Genomic DNA, 21,914 nt, shown 5'->3' on the forward strand with positions numbered 1-21,914 from the left:
CATCCCGGGCGGGGCGTGCCCGGACGGCAACACGGGGGAATCGGGTGGGAAGGGTTTCAAAGGACATGGACATCCGTGGTATCGACCATATTGAGCTCTACGTGGGGGACGCCCGACAGGCGGCCTTCTATTTCAGCACCGCCGTCGGCTTCGAGATCTGCGGTCAGGGCGGTCCGGAGACCGGGCTGGTGGGGCAGCGTTCGCTGCTGCTTCGCCACGGCGACATCCGGTTGCTGCTCACCTCCGGGTTGGACGCCGAGCACCCGGCGGCGCGGTACGTGCAGCGCCACGGTGACGGCATCGCGGTGGTCGCCGTCGAGGTCGACGACGTGCCAACCGCGTACGCCGAGTTGGTGGTGCGGGGCGCGACCGGGGTGACGCCGCCGATCACCGGTGCGGACGCCGAGGTGGTGATCGCCGAGGTGGACGGCTTCGCGGACGTGCGGCACCGGCTGGTGCAGCGCCGGGGCGACCGGGGCGGGTTCCTGCCCGGCATCATCGCGGCGTCGGCGTCCACGACGGACGACCACCCGCCGGTGCTCGCCGAGATCGACCACCTGGCGGTCTGCGTGCCGCCCGACCAGCTCGACGAGACGGTCCGGCACTTCGAGGCGTTGTTCGACTTCGCGCAGATCTTCGAGGAGCACGTCGAGGTCGACGGGCAGGGGATGAACTCGAAGGTGGTGCAGAGCCCGTCCGGGCGGGTCACCGTGGTCCTGCTGGAGCCGGACCGCACCCGGCGGCCGGGGCAGATCGACGCGTTCCTCGACCAGCACGCCGGTGGGGGAGTGCAGCATCTGGGGTTGCGCACCGACGACATCGTCGCCGCCGTGGAGGCGCTGCGCCGGCGCGGGGTGCGCTTCGCCGGCACCCCGGCCACTTACTACGACGCCCTCCAGGAGCGGGTCGGCCGGGTGGACGCCCCGCTGGACCGGCTGCGTGAGCTGGGGGTGCTGGTCGACTCCGACCACGACGGCCAGCTGTTGCAGATCTTCGCCGAGTCGATGCACGTGCGCCGCACGCTCTTCCTGGAGCTGATCGAGCGGCGCGGCGCGCGGGGCTTCGGCAGCGGCAACATCAAGGCGCTCTACGAGGCCAAGGAACGGGAGTTGGCCGCGGTGGCGGCCGCACCACAGGGGGTGGGGGCATGAGCGTGACCGGTTACGAGCCGACGCTGACCGCCGAGGAGCAGGCGTTGCTGCCGTCCGACGACGACGTGCGGCACTACGCCGAGCACGGCTGGTACCTGTCGAAGAAGGTGTTCACCGACGACGAGGTGGACGCTCTCGCCGCCGCTGCGCAGCGCTACTACGACGGGGAACGGGACCGTCGGCTGCCGGTGCGCCCGCCGAAGCTGGCCTACTGGGAGCAGTCCTTGGGCCCGGTGCAGCGGCACAACGACTACGTCCATCACGAGCACGATGGGCTGGGCGCGATCCTGCGCAAGCCGCTGATCGGCGCGGTCGCCGCCCGGTTGGCCCAGGCCGACGAGATCCGGGTCTTCCAGTCCACGCTGATCTTCAAGCCGCCGATCTCCGGCGAGCCGAGCAACATCGTGCCCTGGCACTTCGACAAGCACTACTGGGCGTCCTCGTCGTCGGAGAAGATGCTCACCGCCTTCATCCCGTTCCATGACTGCGGGGAGGAGATGGGCACCATCACGATGGTCGACGGTTCGCACCGGTGGAAGGAGATCGGCGCGGACGACACCGTGGTGCGGCACTTCGCGGACCGCGACCGCAGCCAGCTGGAGGAGATGCTGGCCGAGAACGCCGCGTACAACGGCGCGGAGATCCGCAAGGTCCCGATGGTGATCCCCAAGGGACACGTGAGCTTCCACCACTGCCGCACCTATCACGGCAGTGGCCCCAACGTCAGCGGTCGCCCCCGACAGGCGATCTCGCTGCATCTGCAGGACGGCGACAACGCCTGGCGGGAGTACCCGCTCTCCGACGGCACGCTCGCCGCGTACAACCACGATGTGCTGGTCCGCCGCACCCACGACGGGCGGCCGGACTACGCGGATCCCGACTACTGCCCGGTCATCTGGCGCCACCGCGCCCAACAGGGAGGTTGACATGTCACGGTACGACTGGGGTAGGACGCACCCGGGCATCGAGCGGTTGGAGCGGGCGGTGACCGACCGGCGCGACGTCGTGGTCAAGCACCCGCTCTACGCCAACCTGAACACCCACGAGGCGCTGGTTACCTTCATGGAGCACCACGTCTTCGCGGTGTGGGACTTCATGTCCCTGCTGAAGTCGCTGCAACGGCAGCTGACCTGCGTCACCGTGCCGTGGATTCCGACCGGCCCGACCGGCAGCCGCCGCCTCATCAACGACATCGTCATGGTCGAGGAGAGCGACGAGCTGGGCGGCGGCTACATCAGCCACTTCGAGCTGTACGTGCGGGGCATGGCCGAGGCGGGCGCGGACACCACGGCGGTGAACGCCCTCGTCGAGCTGCTGCGCGCCGGCCGTCCGGTCACCGAGGCGCTCACCGAGGCGGGGGTGCCCGCCGCGTCGGCGAGGTTCGCCGCGACCACCTGGCAGATCATCGAGTCGACCCCGGTGCACTGTCAGGCGGCGGCGTTCGCGTTCGGCCGGGAGGACCTGATCCCGGACATGTTCACCCAGGTCGTCTCGGTCAACGAGGTCAGCAACCGGCTGCACACGTTCGTCGACTACCTGGAGCGGCACATCGAGGTCGACGGTGAACAGCACACCCCGATGGCCATGCAGATGCTCGCCGACCTGTGCGGCGACGACGACACCAAGTGGCAGGAGTGCGCCGACACGGTCAACACCGCCCTCGCTGCCCGGGCCCGGCTCTGGGACGACATCCTCGCCGCCATCAAGGGACCCGCGTGACCGACACCGACCCGGTCCGGCTCTACCGCACGGTCCGGCTGATCCGCCGGTTCGAGGAACGGGCGGTGGAGCTGGTCCACGGCGGGCAGATCGTCGGCGGCATCCACCCGTACCTCGGTCAGGAGGGGATCGCCGCCGGCGTCTGCGCCGCGCTGGGCGCCGACGACGTGCTCGCCGGCACCCACCGTGGCCACGGGCACGTCCTGGCCCGCGGGGCCGACCCGGCGCGGATGCTCGCCGAGCTGTGCGGCCGGGTCACCGGCCTCAACGCCGGCCGGGGCGGTTCGATGCACGCCGCCGACCTGAGCATCGGTGTGCTCGGTGCCAACGCGATCGTCGGCGCCTCCGGGGCGATCATCACCGGCGCGGTGTGGGCGTACCGCCGCCGGGGCCGCGACACCGTCGGGGTGAGCTTCTTCGGCGACGGCGCGGTCAACGAGGGGATGCTGCTGGAGGCGTTCAACCTGGCCGCGCTCTGGCGGGTGCCGGTGCTGTTCGTCTGCGAGAACAACGGCTACGCCACCACCATGCCGGTCGCCGGCGCGGTGGCCGGCAGCATCGCCGGCCGGGCCGCCGCGTTCGACATCCCGGCCGTCGACGTCGACGGCCAGGACCCCGAGGCGGTACGCGTCGCCGCGTCCGCCGCCGTCGACCGGATGCGCGCCGGCGGCGGCCCCGAGCTGATCGAGGCCCGGACCCACCGCTTCGACGCCCACCACACCTTCGAACACGCGGTACGCCTCGACTACCGGCCGCCCGACGAGGTGACCCGTGCCCGGGCCCGCGACCCGGTCCGCATCCAGGGTGAACGCCTCACCGACACCGACCGCGCGGCGGTGGACGCCGAGGTCGAGCAGACCCTCGACGCGGCGGTGCGGTTCGCCCTGAACAGCCCGGAGCCTGACCCGGCCGACGCGTTGCGCCACCTGTACGCCAGCGGCCTGACCGCCCGCACCGGAGGTGGCTGAATGACCGCTCGCACCGGAGGTGTTTGAGGTGCCCCGACTGTCGTACCGGCGGGCGTTGACCCGGGCCCTCGCCGACGAACTGGCCCGCGACGAGGCGGTGTTCCTGCTCGGCGAGGACATCCAGGTCGGCGCGTCGTTGGTGACCACGGGGCTGGCCAAACGGTTCGGCACCGAACGGATCCGCGACACCCCGCTGTCGGAACAGGCGTTCACCAGCTTCGCCACCGGGGCGGCGCTGGCCGGGCTGCGGCCGGTGATCGAGTTCCAGATTCCGTCGCTGCTGTTCCTGGTCTTCGAGCAGATCGTCAACCACGCGCACAAGTTCCCGCTGATGACCGGCGGGCAGTGTGCTGTCCCCGTCACCTACCTGGTGCCCGGCTCCGGCTCGCGTACCGGGTGGGCCGGGCAGCACTCCGACCACCCGTACAGCCTCTTCGCCCACGCCGGTGTGGTCACCGTCGTGCCGGCCACCCCGGCCGACGCGTACGGCCTGCTGGTCACCGCGGTCCGCCACGACGACCCGGTGGTGGTGTTCGCGCCGGCCGGGGCGATGGACGTGCGCGACGACGTCGACGAGCTGGCCCCGGTGCCGTTGGGCCGGGGCCGGATCCACCGCAACGGCTGCGACGTCACAGTGGTCGCGATCGGGCACCTGGTGCACGACGCGCTCGCGGTGGCCGAGGAGCTGGCCGACCAGATCTCGGTGGAGGTGTTCGACCCGCGCACGCTGTACCCGTTCGACATCGGCGGTCTCACCGAGTCGGTGGCCCGCACCGGGCGGCTCGTGGTGCTCGACGACGCCAACCGGTCCTGCGGCATGGCCGCCGAGATCATCGCCTCGGTGGTGGAGCGGGTCCGGCTGCTCGCCCCGCCGCGCCGGGTCACTCGACCGGACGGGGCGGTGCTGCCGTTCGCCCCGGCACTGGACCGGGCCGTGCAGCCCGGTCGGGAACAGCTCGTCACCGCCATCCACCTGACCATGAAGGACACCTCATGATCGACCCGAATTACCCGTGGCCGCCGGCCGACCGGGCCTGGACCGAGCTGCCGGAGCCGGCCCGTCGGGCCATGGTGGCCAGTGGGGCGGCGGCCTGGGAACAGGTCTTCCACGGCCGGGCCACCTACAACAAGCAGTGGCGGTTGGCCCGCCCCCCGGTGCTCACCGCCGACGCCTGGCGGGAACTCAACGAGGTCTGTGACCGGCTCGCGCAGCTCATCCTCGACGCCTGCCGTCGTCGGGCCGGCACCGCCGGCGAGCTGCGCCACCTGCTCGGCGTACCGGCGGGGGAGACCCGGCTGCTGGACGAGTCCGAGCCGCTGACCGAGGCGCTGCTGGCCGCGTACCGGCCGGACGTGATCTTCTCCGCCGGGGTGCCGAAGTTCGTCGAGTACAACATCGACAGCAGCCTCGGCGGCGGATTCGACGCCGACACCGTCATCTACCGGTTCGCTCACCTCTACCAGGAGCAGGGCATCCTCGACGACCTGCCGGTGCGGGCCGCCCCGTCCCTGCTCGACCAGCGGTTCGTGGCGATCCGCGAGGAACTGCGGCTGCCCGAGGGCGCCCGGGTGGCGCTGCTGATGGACTTCGACGCCGACTACCCGGGCCTGGACGACCCGCAGACGTTCATCCGGATCCTCGACCCGCTCGCCGTACGGGCCCGGGACTTCGGCATCGACCTGGTCATCGCCCCGGTCTCCACCGCCACCGTGGACGCCGACAACCGCCTGGTCGTCGACGGTGCACCGGTCGACGCGCTGTTCCGGCTCTTCGTGCCCAACCGGGTCACCCCGACCGCCGGCCTGGACGCGGTGGCCCGGGCCCTCGCGGCCGGCACCCTGCCGATGTACGTGTCGGCGGCAGCCTGGCTGCTCGGCAACAAGACCACCTTCGCCTGGCTGTGGGAGGACGTGGACGGGTTGCCCGCCGTCGACCAGGCGCTGATCCGCCGACACGTGCCGTACACGGTGCCGTTGACCGCCGCGGTGCTCGACCGGGCCATCACCGAGCAGGCCACACTGGTGGCGAAGCCAGCCGACGGGTCGGCCGGGCACGGCGTGCTGCTCGGCCCGGAGCTGAGCGCGGCGGACTGGGCCGAGGGTGTGCGGGCCGCCGTCGACCAGGGCGGTGCCATCCTCCAGGAGTACCTACCGACCGACCGGGTGTCGATGGACTTCGTCCAGATCGAGACCGGCGAGACGCACACCGCCGACGTCCCGTACTCCCTGGCCCCGTACCTGTTCGGCCGCCACGCCTCCGGCGGCCTGGCGCGGGTCGGCTACCCCGGCTGCGACGGAGTCCTCAACCTGGCCCACGGCGTCCTCCTAACCGGAATCCTCCTAAAAACCTGACCCCCGCCCCCTCCCGGCCCCTGCACCCCCGGGTGATCATGAGGTTAGCGGGGCTCTGGGCCGCTCCCGGCCCCGCCAACCCCATGATCACCCGGGGGGCGGCGGGGGGAGAGGGTGCGCAGGGTTTGGGCTGTTGCTATGGCGTCGCTGCGGGCGCTGCCGTGGCGGCCGTCGGTGCTGTAGAGGGTGGGGTCGGCCGTCAGCGGGTGGTCGGTCAGGTGCACGTGGACCGTGCCGAGGCGTTCGGCCAGGACGGCCGTGTGGGCGGACAGGCGGCGCATTCGTTCCCCCAGGCCGGCCCGCAGGTGCGCGGGCACCGCCGGGCTGTGCGAGACGTCGAACATGCCGACCGTGATCACGTCAGCGCCCCCGTCGCGCAGCGCGGTGATCATCGCGGTCAGTTCGGCGTCCACCGCCGCCGCGTCGTACGCCGGGTGGAAAGCGTCGTTGCCCCCGCAGACGACCAGCGCCAGGTCGGGTGCGAAGTCGAGGGCCGGGGCGAGCTGGGTGGCCCGCACCTGGTGCGCGCGCAGCCCGCGTCGGCCCAGGTTCCGGTACGCCAGCCCGGGGCGTACGGCGCTCAGCTCGGCGGCGACCCGGTCGACCCACTGCACGTCCGGGTAGCCCGGTGTCGGCTCACACATCCCCTCCACCACGCTGTCGCCGAGCGCCACGAACCGCCGCCACGGGTGCCCGTGCAGCAGTTCGGCGGCCTCCCCGGGGCGCAGACAGTACGGGTCCGTCGATTCGGTGAGCGTCGATGGCATGCCGGCACGCTAGCCGACCGTCGGGCGGTCCGACCAGCCTGACCCCGATCCGGTGCCGGCCGGCCCGCTCCCAGGGGAGGAGCAGCAGCTCACCCGGGCCCGGCCGACTCGCGGTGGGCGGCGGCGAGCCGCTTCGGGGCCCGCGCGTACCACGCGTCGGTGATGACCTCGATCAGCTCGGACGGGCCGATCCGGTCGAGTCTGACCAGCACCGCCGGGTAGCCGTCGAAGTGCGGGGTGGTGAGGTAGATCGACGGGTCGTCGGCGAGCAGGGCCTCCTTGACGCCGAGGTCGGCCACTCGTACGCCGAGCAGCGGGCCGTCAGGTGCGGCGGCCCCGAGCGCGTCGAGATCGGGCCGCCGCAGCGGTCGCTCCCAGACGAATGGTTTGTCGCGCACCCGCCAGGCCGGCAGCCCATCGTACGAGGCCCGCTCGGTGGCCTCGGGCAGCGCGAGCGCGATCCGACGGACGTCGTCCCAACTGGCCATGCCGACACCGTACGGGTTCACCGGGTGGCGGCGGGGGTGGGCCGCGCCGGGGTTTCCGGGCCGGAGGCCCGGTTCAGCAGCGGGTACGCGGTGACCACCAGGCACGCGGCCGCCATGGTCAGCAGGGCCGGGGTGAGCCCTAGCGCGTCCACCGACCAGCCGCCGAGCAGCGCGCCGACCGGCAACCCGACGAAGGCCACCGAGCCGGCGATGCCGAGCACCCGGGTCTGCAACTCCGGCGGCACCCGTTCGTAGAGCGCCACCCCGAGCAGCGGGTTGACCGCCGCGATACCGATTCCGGACAGGAACGTCACCACGAGCACCACCGGCAGATCGTCGCTGATCGCCAGCGCCACCAGTCGGGGCGTCCCGGCGACCAGCGCGCCGACCAGGAACGTCAACCGGCGGGGCAGCCGGGGCCCGAGCGCGGTGAACACCAGGTTGCCCAGCAGCGCGCCCGCCGAGAACGCCGCCAGCACCAGGCCGAGGCCGCTCGGCCCGTGCAGTTCCCGGGCGACCCAGACCGGGATGTAGACGGCCACGCTGGCGTTGGCCACCATGTTCAGTGCCGAGATGACGGCGAGCATGCCGAGCAGCGGCCGGTCGCTGAACAGGTAGCTGAAGCCACCTCGCAGGGCGCGCAGGTAACTCTCTTGCGGGGCGGGTTGCGCCGGGGCGGCCGGCGGGCGGACCAGGACGCCGATGAGCAGCGCGCAGACACCGAAGCTGGCCGCGTCGATGAGGATCGCCTCGGTCACCCCGAACACGGCGATCAGCAGACCGCCCACGGCGGCGCCGAACAGGGTGACCACCCGGCTCAACCCGTCGTACGCGGAGGTCAGCCGGATCAGCGGCACCCCGGCCGCCTCGGCGACCGGGCGGAACATCACGTGCTTCACCCGGTCCCCGATGCCGCGCAGCGCGCCGGCCACCGCGACCAACGCCACCAGCGGGGCGAAGCCCAACCACGGGGTCAGCGCGACGACGACCATGGCCACGGCACTGCCCGCGTCGCAGAGGATCGAGGTACGGCGCAGACCGATCCGGTCCGCCCATGGTGTGCCCAACGCGCTGGACAGCAGGTAGGGCAGGGTCTCGGCGAACGCGACCAGGCCCATCTTGGTGGGGCTGCCGGTGGTGACCAGCACCAGCCACGGGATGGTCACCACCGAGATGCGGGTGCCCAGGTTGGAGATCAGGTCGGCGCTGACCAGGACGACCAGTTGCCGGCGGGGGGTCACGCCCCGACCGCCGCCGCCCGGTGGGCCGCGTGCTGCGCGCGTAACGCCCGCTTGTCCACCTTCATCGACCGGTTCACCGGCAGCCGGTCGACGAACTCCACAGCGGCCGGCGCCCACATCTCGTTGAGTTCGGTGGTCACCAGGTCGATCAGCTCCGGCGCGGTGACCGTCGCGTCCGGCCCGAGCACCACGTACGCGTACGGCACCTCGCCGACCGTGTCGTCCGGCACGCCGATCACGGCGGCGGCGCGTACCTGCGGGTGCCCGGTCAGCACGTCCTCGATGGGACGGCAGAAGATGGCCCAGTTCCGCCGATGCGTGACGATCATGTCGTGCGCCCGGTCGACCAGGTAGAGGTAGCCGTCCTCGTCGAGGTGGCCGATGTCGCGGGTCCGTACCCAACCGTCGACGAGCGTCTGCGCGGTCAGCTCCGGCTGACCGTGGTAGCCGGCGAAGCTCAGCCTGGTCTGCACCCACACCTCGCCGTCGCGGCCCGTCGGCAGCACGCCGCCGTCGTCGTCGCGGATCTCGATGCGCACGTCGCCGTAGGGCCGCCCGCAGGAGCGCAGCCGCTCCGGGTGCTCCGGATCGTCGGTCAGCCCGGGCAGCGCCGTGATCACGACCGCCTCGCTGAGGCCGTACACGATGCGCAGCACCGGGCCGAAGCGCGCGATGGCCTGGCGCAGCCGGGCGGGCGCGGCGGGCCCGGCGCCCACGTTGAACATGAACATGGCGGAGAAGTCCGCGCCGACCAGCGCCGGGTGATCCAACACCTCGTAGAGCATCGGCGGGGTGACGAAGGTCGAGTTGATCCGCTCCCGCTGCACGGTGTCCACGAAGGCCACCGGGTCCCAGTCGTCGCGCAGGAACAACACCCCACCGGTGAGCAGGTTGAACAGCGTGGTGATCTGCCCGCTGGCCAACCACATCGGTGAGTGCGACAGGTGCCGCAGCAGCGGGAACCCGGCGGCGCGGAAGTCGGCGGCCAGGGTGAGGATCTGGGCGTAGAAGCTCTCCCGGTGGTGCACCAGCTTGGGGGCTCCGGTGGTGCCGCTGGTCTGCAGGAACGACTCGGGCGCCGGCACGGACGCCGGCAGGTCCGTCACGTCGGCGTCGGCGGTGAGGTCGGGGCCGGCGCCGCCCGCGCCCAGACAGCACACCGGTGTGCCGGGCAGCGCGGCGGCCAGCTCCGGGCCGAGGCTGGCCGGGTCGCGGGCGTCGTAGACCAGGGCGTCCGGGCGGGCCAACCGGATGAACTCGTCGACCTCCCGGCGGGCGGTCACCGGGGCGACCCACATCGTCCGGCAGCCCAGCAGATGCAGGGCGAGTTGGAGCAGTGGACCCTCCACCGCGTTCGCGACGGTCACCAGCACCGCCGACCCGGGCCGTACGCCGTGCCGGATCAGTGTCGCGGCCATCGCCCGGATGCGAGCGGCGGCCTCGGTGTAGGTGAGTCGCCGACCGCCGCCGACCAACGCCTCCCGGTCGCCGAACTCGGCGAAGAGATCCAACACCCTGTCCACGTAGGTCGTGGTGTACCCGGGTCCGTCAGTCATCCGGCAGCCCCCATCTGAGCAAGCGGCGGTCCCCGGGCAGCTCCCGGTGACGACGCGACGGTGGCGCGCTTGGGCGACCGCACCGCCGCCGCCTGGAAGCCTAGGCCGGAAACGACTGGTCGGAACCGTGCCGACGGGCGGTCCGAACGGCCCGCCGGACATTTGATCACGTCGATCAGGTCGATTGACGCCCGTCTGTGGCGACGGCTAGGTTTCTGGACCATCGTCCAGGCGGGCGCCGTCAGCGGACGGCCCTGGGCTGCACACGATGGAGGTTCCATGGCAACGGCAACCCCGAAGAGATGGCCTGTCATCGCCGCCACGGCCGCGCTGTTGGTCGCCGGCACACCCGCCGTCGTCGCCAGCGCCGGCCCGTCCGGCGCCGGCCCCGCCGCCGGCCGACCCGATCGCGCCGAATGGGCGGGCACCTGGGCCACCGCGGTCACCCGGGGCAACTCGGTCGGACTGACCAACACCGGCCTCAACAACCAGAGCGTCCGGATGATCGTGCACGTCTCGGTGGGCGGTCCGGCGCTGCGGGTCCGCCTGAGCAACCTGTACGGCGAGCAGGCGGTCACGGTCGGTCGGGCCACCGTCGCCCGGCCGAACACCGCGACCCCCGACGACCTCTCCGACATCGACGCGTCGTCGGTACGCCCGCTGACCTTCACCGGCGCCACCACGGCGACCATGAACCAGGGTGCCGAACTGCTCAGCGACCCGTTGGCGTTCCCGGTCGCGGACGACAGCGACCTGGTGCTCACCCTGCACTTCCCGACGCCGACCGGCCCGACCACGTTCCACGGGCAGTCCCAGCAGGCCAACTTCATCGGCGCGGGGGATCTGACCGGGGCGGCCGAGGGCACCGGGTTCACCACCCGTCCCACCTGCTGCTGGTTCTTCCTCTCCGGCGTCGACGTGCAGCGCAAGGGCAGCCCGGGCGCGCTGGTCGTGCTCAGCGACTCCATGGGTGACGGCAACGGCAGCACCGTCAACGCCAACCGGCGCTGGCCCGACCTGCTCTCCGACCGGCTGCTCGCCGACCGGCCGGACAAGCACACCCCAGGTGTGCTCAACCTGAGCCTGGCCGGCAACCGGCTCAACCACGAGGGCACCGAGCCGGGCGACGGCGACTACCCGGGCTACTACCAGCTCGGCCCGAACGCGGCGGCCCGGCTCAACGAGGACGTCTTCGGTCAGACAGGGGTGCGTACCGTCGTCACCCACCTGGGCATCAACGACATCTGGATGTCGAACGACACACCCGAGGCGATCATCGCCACCCTGCGGCAGATCAACCAGCAGCTCCAGCAGCGCGGGCTGACCAGCCTGGTGGCCACACTGACGCCGTACGAGGGGCACGGTGCGCCGGGCGTCTGGACGCCGCAGAAGGAGGCCACCCGCCAGGCGGTGAACGCGTACCTGCGCGCCAGTCGGGAGTTCGACGGGCTGCTCGACTTCGACCGGGTGCTGCGCGACCCGGCCCGACCCAGCCAACTGCTGCCCGCGTACGACTCGGGGGACCACATCCACCCGAACGACGCCGGTAACCAGGCACTGGCCAACGCCGTACCGCTGCGGCTGCTCGATCTGTGACACCGGTCGGGGGCGGCGGGTGATCCCCGCCGCCCCGACCATCGACATCCTGGGGAGGAGTTTCGTCGTGGAGGTAGGGGAGTTACTCACCGGTCTGTACAGCGAAGAGGGCAGACAGGATCCGTACCCGTGGTACGCCGCGCTGCACCGGCTCGGGCCGATCAGCGCGGTGCCGGCGCGCGCCGAGCACCGTACGGTGGCCGCGGTCGCGGTCGGCTACGACCTGATCGACGGGTTGCTGCGCGATCCAGAGTGGACGAAGCAGCCGCCACCGGGCTGGGAGGAGCAGGAGATCCTGCGGACCTTCCAGACCTCGATGATGTTCATCAACCCGCCCGATCACACCCGGATGCGGCACGTCTTCTCCCGCACCTTCACGCCGCGCCGGCTCGGCGCGCTGGAACCGGTGATCCTGCGGGTGGTCGACGAGCTGCTGGACCGGATGGCGGACGCCGGGCAGGGCGTGGTCGATTTCGTGGCCGACTTCGCGTACCCGATCCCGGCCCTGGTGATGGCCGAGTTCATCGGAATCCCCGCCGCCGAGCTGCCGTGGTACCGCGAGCGGGTGGAGTGGATCGACGAGTTCCTGGACGTGGCGGGGAAGACCCCGCAGCGGCTGGCCGCGGCGAACACCGCCGCGCAGGATCTGCGGGTCTTCTACCGTGAGCTGATCGGGCACCGTCGCCGGGTGCCCGGGGACGACCTGCTCAGCGGGTTGGTCGAGGCGCTCGACTCGGGGGAGGTGGAGCTGACTGAGGAGGAGCTGATCAGCAACCTGATCGTGCTGTTCAACGCCAGCTTCGTCACCACCGTCTACATGTTCAGCAACGGGCTGCCGCTGCTGCTGGCCCACCCGGAGACCGTCGCCGCGCTGCCCACCGACGCCACGCTGGCGCAGGGCTGCGTCGACGAGGTGCTGCGATTGGCGAGCCCGGTGCACTTCCTGGCCCGCGCCGCGCCGACCGACACCGTGCTGGACGGCGTGCCGGTCGCCAAGGACGACAACGTGCTGATCATGATCGGGGCGGCGAACCGGGACCCGGCCCGCTTCCCCGCCCCGGACACCTTCGACCCGACCCGTCCCGGCCCACCGTCGCTGGCCTTCGGGGTGGGCCTGCACTTCTGCCTCGGCGCGGCGGTGTCGCGGTTGGAGGGTCGGCTCGCGCTGCCCCGACTGTTCGCCCGGTTCCCCGCGCTGACGGTCACCGAGACACCGACGTACAGCGGCAGCCTGTTCCTGCGCGGCATCGACAAACTGCTGGTCAGCGCCGGTGGATAGGAGCGACATGGCCCTGCATCCGGAGGTGGCGGCGTACCGGGCGGCCCGGGCCGCGGCCGGCACCCCGCCGCTGTACACGCAGACCCTCGTCGAGGCGCGCGCCGCGGACCTGGCCGCGATCCGCGCCGGCAGCGGCGTGGTCGAGCCGGTCACCGAGGTACGCGACGAGCGGATCCCCGGCCCCGGCGGGGAGCTGCCGCTGCGGGTGTACCGGCCGGCCGGGTCGGGTCCACTGCCCACCCTGCTGTACTTCTTCGGCGGCGGTTGGACGCTCGGCAGCATCGACACCGCCGACGGCATCTGCCGACGCCTGGCGAACGCCGTGCCCTGCCAGGTGATCACCGTCGGCTACCGCCTCGCCCCGGAGCACCCCTTTCCGGCTGCGGTGCACGACTGCCACGCCGCCACCTCGTGGATCGCCCGGAACGCCGATCGGCTGAGCGTGGACGCGACCCGGCTGGCGGTGGGTGGGGACAGCGCCGGCGGGAACCTGGCCGCCGCGGTCACCCTGCTCAGCCGTACGGGCGGGCCGCCGCTCGCCGCGCAGCTGCTGGTCTACCCGAACACCGACCAGAGCGGCGAACCGGCCGGCGACGACGACCCGGCGTTGTTCAACCGCCGTTCGGTCGCCTGGTACCGGACGCACTACCTGGCCGACCCGGCGCACGCCCGGGACCCACTGGCCTCGCCGCTGCTCGCCGACGACCTGTCCGGGCTGCCGCCGGCGCTGGTGATCACCGCCGAACTGGACCCCCTCTGCGCCGAGGGGCAGCGGTACGCCGAGCGGCTGCGCGACGCTGGGGTCGCCACCCGGCTGGCGCACTATCCGGGCATGATCCACGGGTTCTTCGCCATGCCGGGAACCTTCACCGACGGGCGGCGGGCGCAGGCGAGCGCAGCGGCGTTCCTCCGCGAGCGCTTCGGGCTGCCGCCCCGGCCGACCGAGGCGGACGACCCAGCCGTCGCGACGGGCGTGGGGCGCGACGATGGGTGACCGGGTGCCGGCCGAACTGCCGGCCGTGTCGCTCGGCGACTACGCCGCGCGGGCCCGGGCCGTGCTGCCGCCGGACGTGTGGGACTACCTGGCCGGCGGCAGCGCATCCGAGGTGACCCTCGCCGCGAACCGCCACGCGCTGGACCGGGTCGCGGTGCTGCCCCGGGTGCTGCGGGGGGTGGACACGGTCGACCTCAGCGCCGACCTGCTCGGCCGCCGGTACGCCATGCCGGTCGGGGTGGCGCCGATGGCGTACCAGCGACTGGTGCACCCGGACGGGGAGGTGGGGCTGGCGGCGGCGGCCGGTGCGGCCGGGATCCCGTACCTGGCGAGCACGCTGAGCAGCACACCCATCGAAGAGGTCACCGAGGCGGGCGCGGACGTCTGGTTCCAGCTGTACTGGCTACGCGACCGGGCTCTCGTCCGCGACCTGCTGGACCGGGTCGTGGCCGCCGGCGCTCGGGCGCTGGTGGTCACCGTCGACGTTCCGGTGCTCGGCCGACGTCCCCGGGACCTGCGCAACGCGTTCCGGCTGCCGCCCGAGGTGGTCGCCGCGAACCTCCCCGAGGGCCGCGACGCGCTGGCACACTCCGGTTCGCCCGGGGAGTCCGCGATCGCCGCGCACACCGCCGCGTCGTTCGCGCCGGCACTGCGCTGGGCGGACCTGGCCTGGTTGCGCCAGCAGGTCGACCTTCCGCTGGTGGTCAAGGGGCTGCTCGACCCGCGCGACGCGATCGAGGCGGTACGCGTCGGCGCGGACGCGGTGGTCGTCTCCAACCACGGCGGCCGGCAACTGGACGGCGCCCCGCCGAGCGTCACCATGCTGCCGGAGGTCGTCGACGCGGTCGGGGACGGCTGCCAGGTGCTGCTGGACAGCGGTGTCCGCAGCGGCACGGACGTGCTGCGGGCGCTGGCGTTGGGCGCGGCCGCGGTGCTGGTCGGCCGGCCGCTGCTCTGGGCCCTCGCTGTCGGCGGCGAGTCGGCCGCCCGGGACGCGTTGACGGTGCTCGTCGCCGAGCTGACCGACGCGCTCACCCTGGCCGGCTGCGCCGATCTGGCGGCGGCCGGCGAACTGCGCACGCTCGGGGTGGGTGACAAGTGACCGCCACCGAACCGGTCGACCTGACCGTCGCCGACCTGCACCCCGCGCTGGGCGACCCGGCGCTGACCTCGATGAACTTCCTCAACGAGGTGTCCGAGCGCTACCCGACGGCGGTATCGCTGGCGGCCGGCCGGCCGTACGAGGAGTTCTTCGACCTCGCGGCGGTGCACCGGCACCTGGACACCTTCCACCGGCACCTCGTCGACGACCTGGGGCACCGACCGGAGCAGGCCCGACGGCTGCTGTTGCAGTACGGCCGGACCAAGGGCATCGTGCACCACCTGATCGCCCGCAACCTCGCGGTCGACGAGGGGATCACCGTCGACCCGGAGGACGTCGTGGTGACCGTCGGCTGTCAGGAGGCGATGTTCCTGGTGCTGCGGGCCTTGCGGGCCGGGCCGACGGATGTGCTGCTCGCGGTCGCCCCGACGTACGTCGGGCTGACCGGGGCGGCCCGGCTGGTGGACCTGCCGGTGTGGCCGGTCGCCGGTGGGTCGTCCGGGGTCGATCTGGCCGACCTGACCGCTCAGGTGCGCCGGGCGCGGGCGGCGGGGCTGCGGCCACGTGCCTGCTACCTGATGCCGGACTTCGCCAACCCCTCCGGGGTCAGCATCGACACCGACCATCGACAGCGGCTGCTGGAGCTGGCCGCCCAGGAGGACCTGCTGCTGCTGGAGGACAACCCGTACGGCCTGTTCCACAGCGACGACGGGCCGCGCCCGCCCACCCTGAAGGCGTTGGACACCGGGCGGCGGGTCGTCTATCTCGGCTCGTTCGCCAAGACGGTGCTCCCCGGCGCGCGGGTCGGGTATGTCGTCGCCGACCAGCGGGTGGCCGGGCCGGGCGGGCGGGTCGCCCCGCTCGCCGACCAGCTCGCCATGATCAAGAGCATGGTCACGGTGAACACGTCACCGATCGCCCAGGCGGTGATCGGTGGCCGGCTGCTGGAGCACGGATGCAGCCTGGTGGCCGCGAACACCCGGGAGCGGTCCGCGTACACCCGGAATCTGCGCCACCTGGTGGCCGGCCTGGCCCGGCGTTTCCCGCCCGGGGCGGACGGCGCGGCGGCGGTGCGCTGGACGGTGCCGGCGGGCGGGTTCTTCGTGGTGGTGACCGTGCCGTTCCCGGTCGACGACGCGTTGCTGGACCGTTCGGCGCGCGACCACGGGGTGCTGTGGACGCCGATGGCACACTTCTACGACGACACCGCCCCGGTCCACGCGTTGCGGTTGTCGGTCAGCGCGGTGACCCCGGACCAGATCGACGTCGGGCTGAATCGCCTCGCGGCGCTGATCACCGATGAGACGGCCCGCCGGGCAGGTTGACACACCGCGTTCATCGGATGGCAATGCGCGACGACCCGCGTGCCGCCGTCCTGGGTGGACGGTCATAATAGGCCGCATGGTTGCCTGGGAGTACGCCCTGCTCGTCCGTCGCTATCAGGGACAGGGCCGCAATTTCCATGTCTCGTTCGTCTGGTACGCGCCGGACGGGTCGCGCAAGGACATCACCGCCTACGGCGATACCGCCATCGCGCATCTCAACCGCGTGGGCCGGGAGGGGTGGGAGCTGGTCTCCGCCGCCGAGGACGTCAACAACGTCCAAGGCAGCACCGAAGTCCACCGCTACCACCTCAAGCGCCCCCTGGCCTGAGCCCCCCGCCCCGCCCCCCTAGCCCGCCCCCTGCCCGCCCCGTGCCCGCGTCGATCATGGAGTTGTGGTGGTGGACGAAAGTCGCACACCAGCCCGGATCGGGCACCACAACTCCATGATCGACGGGAGCGGGGGCGGGGGCGCGCGGGGGCGGGGGCGAGGGCTAGCCCAGGTCGACCGAGGGGTAGAGCGGGTGCGTGGCGAGCAGGTCGGTGGCCTGCCGGGCGACCTTGTCGGCCAGGCCCGCGTCCAGGGTGTACTTCGCCTTCGACGGGGTGCCGTCGGCGTTGACGCCCGCGGTGGTCTGGGTCAGCACGGTGTGGATCAGCTCGGCGGTCTGGTCCATCTCGGCGGTGCCGAGGCCCCGGGTGGTCAGCGCCGGGGTGCCGATGCGGATGCCCGAGGTGTACCAGGCGCCGTTCGGGTCCTGTGGGACCGAGTTGCGGTTGGTGACGATGCCCGAGTCGAGCAGGGCCTGCTCGGCCTGCCGGCCGGTGAGCCCGTAACCGGACACGTCGATGAGCACCAGGTGGTTGTCGGTGCCGCCGGTGACCAGCTTCGCCCCCCGGCGCAGCAGCCCCTCGGCGAGCGCCTGCGCGTTGTCCACGATCCGCTGGGCGTAGTCGGCGAAGTCGGGCCGGCGGGCCTCGGCGAGCGCGACCGCCTTGGCGGCCATCACGTGCGGCAGCGGCCCGCCGAGCACCATCGGGCAGCCCCGGTCCACCTGGTCGGCCAGCTCCGGCTGGCAGAGCACCATGCCGCCGCGCGGGCCGCGCAACGACTTGTGCGTGGTGGTCGTGACGATGTGCGCGTGCGGCACCGGGTCGAAGTCGCCGGTGAACACCTTGCCGGCCACCAGGCCCGCGAAGTGGGCCATGTCGACCATGAAGGTGGCGCCGACCGAGTCGGCGATCTCGCGCAGGATCCGGAAGTTCACCTTCCGGGGGTACGCCGAGTAGCCGCCCACCAGGATCAGCGGCTTGAACTCGCGGGCGACCTCGGCCACCCGGTCGTAGTCGATCAGGCCGGTCGCCGGGTCGGTGCCGTAGCTGCGCTGGTCGAACATCTTGCCGGAGATGTTCGGCCGGAAGCCGTGGGTGAGGTGACCGCCGGCGTCCAGCGACATGCCGAGCATCCGCTGGTTGCCCAGCTCGCGGCGCAGCGCGAACCAGTCGGCCTCGGTGAGGTCGTTGACCTGGCGGACCTGGGCCTTCTTCAGGGCGGGGGACTCCACCCGGTCGGCCAGCACCGCCCAGAAGGCGACCAGGTTGGCGTCGATGCCGGAGTGGGGCTGGACGTACGCGTGTGCGGCCCCGAACAGCTCCCGGGCGTGCTCGGCGGCGAGCGCCTCGACGGTGTCGACGTTCTGGCAGCCGGCGTAGAAGCGGCGACCGACGGTGCCCTCGGCGTACTTGTCGCTGAACCAGTTGCCCATGGCCAGCAGGGTCGCCGGGGAGGCGTAGTTCTCGCTGGCGATCAGCTTGAGCGACTCTCGCTGGTCGGTCAGCTCGGCGCCGATGGCGTCGGCGACCCGCGGCTCGACAGCCCGGATCACCTCAAGGGCGCTCCGGAATGCGGTGGACTCGGCGTTGCGGGACATGCGACCTCCAACAGACGTGCGGGAAGGCCCAGGCGCTCGGCAAACGTCCACGTGACGAGGCCGCTCCCCGATGGTTCTCCATCCCCACGCGCCAGTAACGGCCCGCGCCGATCCTACCGGGCCGGGCCCGGCCGTTCGGGTCGCCCTCCAGCGGAGCTCCGCCGAGGTTCGACGAAAGGCCCGGCGTGGGTGCCGGGCCCTTCGGTGTACGCGGGCGCCTCAGGCCGTCCGCCTCAGACCATGGCGAGTGTGCGGGGGATCTCGTCGAGCAACTCCCGAGCGAGGAACCCGATCCGGCCGTAGCGGGGGATCAGCCGTTGACCGCTCACCGCGTGCGCGAACGAGCCCCAGCAGGCCGCCTGTGCCGGGTCGGCACCCCGCGACAGCAGCCCGGCCAGCAGTCCGGCGAGCACGTCCCCGCTGCCGGAGGTGCCCAGACCGGCGTCGCCGCTCTCCTCCCGCCAACCCCGCCCGTCCGGGGCGGCCACGTGCCCGTACAGCGACACGACCGCCTCGTACCGGGCGGCCACCTCGGCCGCCTCGGCGTCCAGGTCGTCGCCCGGGTCCCGTCCGAGCAGGTGGCCGGCCTCGGTGACGTTGGGGGTGAGCACCACGGGCCGACCCGAGCCGACCAGCAGGTCCGGTGCGTGGCTGAGCGCACCGAGGGCGTACGCGTCGAGCACCAGCGAGGTGTCCGGGCGGGCCGCCTCCAGGACCAGGCCCAGCAGGTGGTTGGTCTCGTCGATCGCCTTCAGGCCGGGGCCGAGCGCCACCACATCGGCCTGCGCGACCAGGTCGCCGAGCTGTCCGTCGCGGTCGGCGGCCACCGCGCCGTCGGCGGTCTCGGGCAGACCGACCACCAGCGCCTCGGGCACCTGGATGCTCAGCGTCGCGGCGGTGGACTCGGCGGCGGCGAGTTGGAGCACCCCGGCGCCGGCGCGCAACGCGGCCACCCCGGCGAGCAGCACCGCGCCCGGCGTGAAGCGGGAACCACCGACCACCAGTACGGTGCCCCGGCTCTCCTTCCCACCGACCGGCACCGGCAGCGCCCAGTCCCGCAGCAACCCGGGCGTGATCACCTTCACCTCAGACCGGCTCGGCATGGATCTCGTCCTCCCTGGTCGGCTGGGCACCCTGCTGATGGAGGTGCTCGACGTCGTTGAAGGCGGTGAGCGCCAGTCGGTTCTCGGCGTCCGCCGACCACTGGGTGATCGAGCAGTTGGCGATCACGTCGTGGCGGGTGAGCGCCATCAGCTCATCCTCGGTCAACCCCTCGACCAGGTAGCGCAGGAGGAAGACCAGCGCGTCGTGGCCGAAGAGCAGCACCCGGCAGCCTTCGTGGTCACGGCGCAGGTCACCGAGCAGCGTCCGCAGCCGCAACGCCACGTCCGTCCACGACTCCCCGCCCGGCGGCCGGTAGTAGAACTTGCCCAACCGGGCCCGACGCTCGGCTTCATCCGGGTAGCGCCGCCGCACCCCGTGCCCGGTCAACCCGTCGAGGATGCCCAGCTCCCGGTCGCGCAGCCGCTCATCGCGGTGCACGGGGATGTCGGTGCCGGCCAGCGCCAGCCGCGCGGTCTGCACCGCCCGCAGGTACGGCGACACCACCGCCACCTCGGGGCGCGTGGCGTCCGGCAGCTCAGCCAGCCACCGGCCGGTCGCCCGAGCCTGACCCTCGCCGGTGGCGGAGAGCGGCACGTCGGCGTCACGGTGCGTCAGATCGATCAGCTCCGCCCCCGACGCCTCGGCGTGCGTCGCCGCGACGTTCGCCGTGCTCTCACCGTGCCGGACGATCCAGAGGGTTGCCAGTTCCGCCATGCGGCCCCCCTACCCGGGCGCCGCCGTCGGTAACCGTGTCCGGTGGTCGCCATGCCGATGTCCGCTCGGTCGGCGTCCCGCCCGCCCTGGCGTCGTACCCTCGGTGGCGTGGCCACGGCGGTGGAGGAGATCCAGGTGGGGGAGCGGCTGGTCCGCGTCTCCAGCCCCGACAAGCCGTACTTCCCCGAGCGTGGGCTGACCAAGCTGGATGTGGTCCGCTACTTCCTGGCGGTGGGTGACGGCATCCTGCGCGCGCTGCGGGATCGGCCGACCATGCTGGAACGCTGGCCCCGCGGTGTCTTCGAGGGCGCGACGATCGCCACCCGGCAGACCAACCGGGGCGACGCGTTCTACCAGAAGCGGCTGCCGGCGGGCGCGCCCGACTGGGTGCGGACCGCGCACATCACCTTCCCCAGTGGCCGTACCGCCGACGAGGTCGCGCCGAGCGAGTTGGCCGTGGTGATCTGGGCGGCGAACCTGGGCACCCTGCGGTTCCACCCGTGGCCGGTCACGGCCGCCGACGTGGAACGCCCCGACCAGCTGCGCATCGACCTGGATCCGATGCCCGGGGTCGGTTTCGAGCAGGTGGTGCCGGTGGCGCACGAGGTGCGGGCGTTCCTCGCCGAGCTGGGCATGACCGGCTACCCGAAGACCACCGGCGGCCGGGGTCTGCACGTCTACCTGTCGATCGAGCCGCGGTGGAGCTTCGGGGAGTGCCGTCGGGCGGTGCTCGCGCTGGGCCGGGAGATGCAGCGTCGGCTACCGGACCTGGTCACCACCACCTGGTGGCGCGAACAGCGGGACCGGCCGGTCTTCGTCGACTACAACCAGATGGCCCGGGACCACACGGTGACCTCGGCGTACTCGATCCGGCCGACACCGGCGGCGCTGGTCTCCGCGCCGCTGGACTGGTCGGAGTTGGACCAGGTCCGGCCGGAGGACTTCGACGTGCTCAGCATGCCGGCCCGGTTCGCCGAGCGCGGTGACCCGCACGCCGGCCTGGACGGCGACCGGCACTCGCTGCAACCCCTGCTGGAGTTGGCCGACCGCGACGGGCTGGAGGCCCCGCCGGAGCGCTGAGCCCCGGCGGTCACGCCCAGGGGCTGCCGGCCCCGTCGAACTCCTCGAAGACCAGCCAGGTGCGGGTGGACAGCACCCCGGGAATGCTCTGCACCCGGCCCAGCACCACGTCGCGCAGCGCGGCGTTGTCCGGCGCGCGCACCAGCGCGAGCACGTCGTGGTCACCGCCGAGCAGGGCCGCGTGTTCGATGTAGCGCACCCGGGCCAGCTCGGCCGACACCTCCCGCCAGGTGTTCTGCTCGATGGTCAGGGCGATGTACGCCGACGTGCCCAGCCCGGCCGCCTCGGGCGCCACCTGGGCCCGGAACCCGGTGATCACCCCGTTGCGCAGCAAGCGCTCCACCCGGGCGTACGCGTTGGTGCGGGAGATGTGGATCCGCTCGGCGAGGGTGCGCACCGACGTCCGACCGTCGCGGACCAGCTCGTCGAGGATCCGCCGGTCCACCTCGTCCAGCGCTCGGGCCGATCGTCCCGATCCCGCGCCCCGGCCTGCCTCGTCGGCGGTCTCCTGGCTCACTGACGGGTCCTCCGCATGCCAATCGTCCCGCCT

Annotated in this window: 21 protein-coding genes and 1 riboswitch; of the genes, 13 read left to right on the forward strand and 8 right to left on the reverse strand. The window is 72.5% G+C overall.

Features of this window, described 5'->3' with window-relative positions:
- Positions 1 to 65: 65 nt before the first annotated feature.
- The 6 genes from hppD to EV382_RS08015 are packed head-to-tail and all read left to right on the forward strand — an operon-like array spanning position 66 to position 6,190.
- Entirely contained in the window at positions 66 to 1,151 is a 1,086-nt protein-coding gene (hppD, locus tag EV382_RS07990) for a 4-hydroxyphenylpyruvate dioxygenase (protein ID WP_130400944.1), read from the forward strand.
- The gene (locus EV382_RS07995; protein ID WP_130400945.1) at positions 1,148 to 2,077 is read left to right on the forward strand and encodes a phytanoyl-CoA dioxygenase family protein; all 930 of its coding nucleotides are present in this window, start codon (positions 1,148 to 1,150) and stop codon (positions 2,075 to 2,077) included. Before hppD ends, EV382_RS07995 begins: the two co-directional genes overlap by 4 nt.
- A gap of 1 nt (position 2,078) precedes the next feature.
- The gene (locus tag EV382_RS08000; RefSeq protein ID WP_130400946.1) at positions 2,079 to 2,870 is read left to right on the forward strand and encodes a DUF3050 domain-containing protein; all 792 of its coding nucleotides are present in this window, start codon (positions 2,079 to 2,081) and stop codon (positions 2,868 to 2,870) included.
- On the forward strand, positions 2,867 to 3,838 hold the full coding sequence (locus EV382_RS08005; RefSeq protein ID WP_130400947.1) for a thiamine pyrophosphate-dependent dehydrogenase E1 component subunit alpha: 972 nt from the start codon (positions 2,867 to 2,869) through the stop codon (positions 3,836 to 3,838). Before EV382_RS08000 ends, EV382_RS08005 begins: the two co-directional genes overlap by 4 nt.
- 28 nt (positions 3,839 to 3,866) lie before the next feature.
- A complete protein-coding gene (locus EV382_RS08010) occupies positions 3,867 to 4,835 on the forward strand; it encodes an alpha-ketoacid dehydrogenase subunit beta (protein WP_130400948.1) in 969 nt (322 codons plus the stop codon).
- Positions 4,832 to 6,190: a hypothetical protein gene (locus EV382_RS08015; protein WP_165435747.1), complete on the forward strand. Its 1,359-nt coding sequence runs from the start codon at positions 4,832 to 4,834 to the stop codon at positions 6,188 to 6,190. The genes EV382_RS08010 and EV382_RS08015 overlap by 4 nt, the downstream gene beginning before the upstream one ends.
- A gap of 44 nt (positions 6,191 to 6,234) precedes the next feature.
- Here the strand turns inward: EV382_RS08015 and EV382_RS08020 are convergent, their stop codons facing one another.
- From EV382_RS08020 to EV382_RS08035, 4 genes are all read right to left on the reverse strand, one after another.
- Positions 6,235 to 6,957, reverse strand: coding sequence for an SGNH/GDSL hydrolase family protein (locus EV382_RS08020; RefSeq protein ID WP_130400949.1), 723 nt, complete (start codon positions 6,955 to 6,957; stop codon positions 6,235 to 6,237).
- 89 nt (positions 6,958 to 7,046) lie between these two features.
- Positions 7,047 to 7,445 (reverse strand): MmcQ/YjbR family DNA-binding protein, encoded by a 399-nt coding sequence (locus EV382_RS08025; protein WP_130400950.1) that lies wholly within the window; start codon positions 7,443 to 7,445, stop codon positions 7,047 to 7,049.
- Positions 7,446 to 7,462: 17 nt separating this feature from the next.
- Positions 7,463 to 8,686 carry an MFS transporter gene (locus EV382_RS08030; protein ID WP_130400951.1) on the reverse strand — a complete coding sequence of 408 codons (1,224 nt, stop codon included), beginning with the start codon at positions 8,684 to 8,686 and terminating at the stop codon, positions 7,463 to 7,465.
- The gene (locus EV382_RS08035) at positions 8,683 to 10,242 is read right to left on the reverse strand and encodes an AMP-binding protein (protein WP_130400952.1); all 1,560 of its coding nucleotides are present in this window, start codon (positions 10,240 to 10,242) and stop codon (positions 8,683 to 8,685) included. Before EV382_RS08035 ends, EV382_RS08030 begins: the two co-directional genes overlap by 4 nt.
- Before the next feature lie 312 nt (positions 10,243 to 10,554).
- Between EV382_RS08035 and EV382_RS08040 the strand changes: the two genes are divergently transcribed.
- From EV382_RS08040 to EV382_RS08065, 6 genes are all read left to right on the forward strand, one after another.
- On the forward strand, positions 10,555 to 11,838 hold the full coding sequence (locus EV382_RS08040) for an SGNH/GDSL hydrolase family protein (protein WP_165435914.1): 1,284 nt from the start codon (positions 10,555 to 10,557) through the stop codon (positions 11,836 to 11,838).
- A gap of 67 nt (positions 11,839 to 11,905) precedes the next feature.
- Positions 11,906 to 13,117 carry a cytochrome P450 gene (locus EV382_RS08045; RefSeq protein WP_130400954.1) on the forward strand — a complete coding sequence of 404 codons (1,212 nt, stop codon included), beginning with the start codon at positions 11,906 to 11,908 and terminating at the stop codon, positions 13,115 to 13,117.
- A 7-nt stretch (positions 13,118 to 13,124) separates the two neighbouring features.
- Entirely contained in the window at positions 13,125 to 14,111 is a 987-nt protein-coding gene (locus tag EV382_RS08050; protein WP_130400955.1) for an alpha/beta hydrolase, read from the forward strand.
- Entirely contained in the window at positions 14,104 to 15,213 is a 1,110-nt protein-coding gene (locus EV382_RS08055) for an alpha-hydroxy acid oxidase (protein ID WP_130400956.1), read from the forward strand. Before EV382_RS08050 ends, EV382_RS08055 begins: the two co-directional genes overlap by 8 nt.
- The gene (locus tag EV382_RS08060) at positions 15,210 to 16,538 is read left to right on the forward strand and encodes an aminotransferase-like domain-containing protein (protein WP_130400957.1); all 1,329 of its coding nucleotides are present in this window, start codon (positions 15,210 to 15,212) and stop codon (positions 16,536 to 16,538) included. Before EV382_RS08055 ends, EV382_RS08060 begins: the two co-directional genes overlap by 4 nt.
- Positions 16,539 to 16,605: 67 nt before the next feature.
- Positions 16,606 to 16,866 carry a hypothetical protein gene (locus EV382_RS08065; protein WP_130408581.1) on the forward strand — a complete coding sequence of 87 codons (261 nt, stop codon included), beginning with the start codon at positions 16,606 to 16,608 and terminating at the stop codon, positions 16,864 to 16,866.
- A gap of 163 nt (positions 16,867 to 17,029) precedes the next feature.
- Here EV382_RS08065 and EV382_RS08070 read toward each other — a convergent pair whose 3' ends face one another.
- The 3 genes from EV382_RS08070 to EV382_RS08080 all read right to left on the reverse strand — a co-directional run bounded on the left by EV382_RS08070 (position 17,030) and on the right by EV382_RS08080 (position 20,284).
- Positions 17,030 to 18,466 carry a glycine hydroxymethyltransferase gene (locus EV382_RS08070; protein ID WP_130400958.1) on the reverse strand — a complete coding sequence of 479 codons (1,437 nt, stop codon included), beginning with the start codon at positions 18,464 to 18,466 and terminating at the stop codon, positions 17,030 to 17,032.
- 19 nt (positions 18,467 to 18,485) lie between these two features.
- A riboswitch (ZMP/ZTP riboswitch) is annotated at positions 18,486 to 18,575 on the reverse strand.
- Between the two features lie 124 nt (positions 18,576 to 18,699).
- On the reverse strand, positions 18,700 to 19,569 hold the full coding sequence (locus tag EV382_RS08075) for an NAD(P)H-hydrate dehydratase (RefSeq protein ID WP_130400959.1): 870 nt from the start codon (positions 19,567 to 19,569) through the stop codon (positions 18,700 to 18,702).
- The gene (locus EV382_RS08080; protein WP_130400960.1) at positions 19,553 to 20,284 is read right to left on the reverse strand and encodes a histidine phosphatase family protein; all 732 of its coding nucleotides are present in this window, start codon (positions 20,282 to 20,284) and stop codon (positions 19,553 to 19,555) included. Before EV382_RS08080 ends, EV382_RS08075 begins: the two co-directional genes overlap by 17 nt.
- Positions 20,285 to 20,341: 57 nt before the next feature.
- Here EV382_RS08080 and EV382_RS08085 point away from each other — a divergent pair, with 57 nt between their 5' ends.
- Positions 20,342 to 21,364, forward strand: a complete 1,023-nt coding sequence (locus EV382_RS08085; RefSeq protein ID WP_208758577.1) for a DNA polymerase domain-containing protein — start codon at positions 20,342 to 20,344, stop codon at positions 21,362 to 21,364.
- 10 nt (positions 21,365 to 21,374) lie between these two features.
- Here EV382_RS08085 and EV382_RS08090 read toward each other — a convergent pair whose 3' ends face one another.
- A complete protein-coding gene (locus tag EV382_RS08090; RefSeq protein ID WP_425271875.1) occupies positions 21,375 to 21,881 on the reverse strand; it encodes an Lrp/AsnC family transcriptional regulator in 507 nt (168 codons plus the stop codon).
- Positions 21,882 to 21,914 lie beyond the last annotated feature (33 nt).

The organism is Micromonospora violae, from assembly GCF_004217135.1.
GTDB lineage: Bacteria > Actinomycetota > Actinomycetes > Mycobacteriales > Micromonosporaceae > Micromonospora > Micromonospora violae.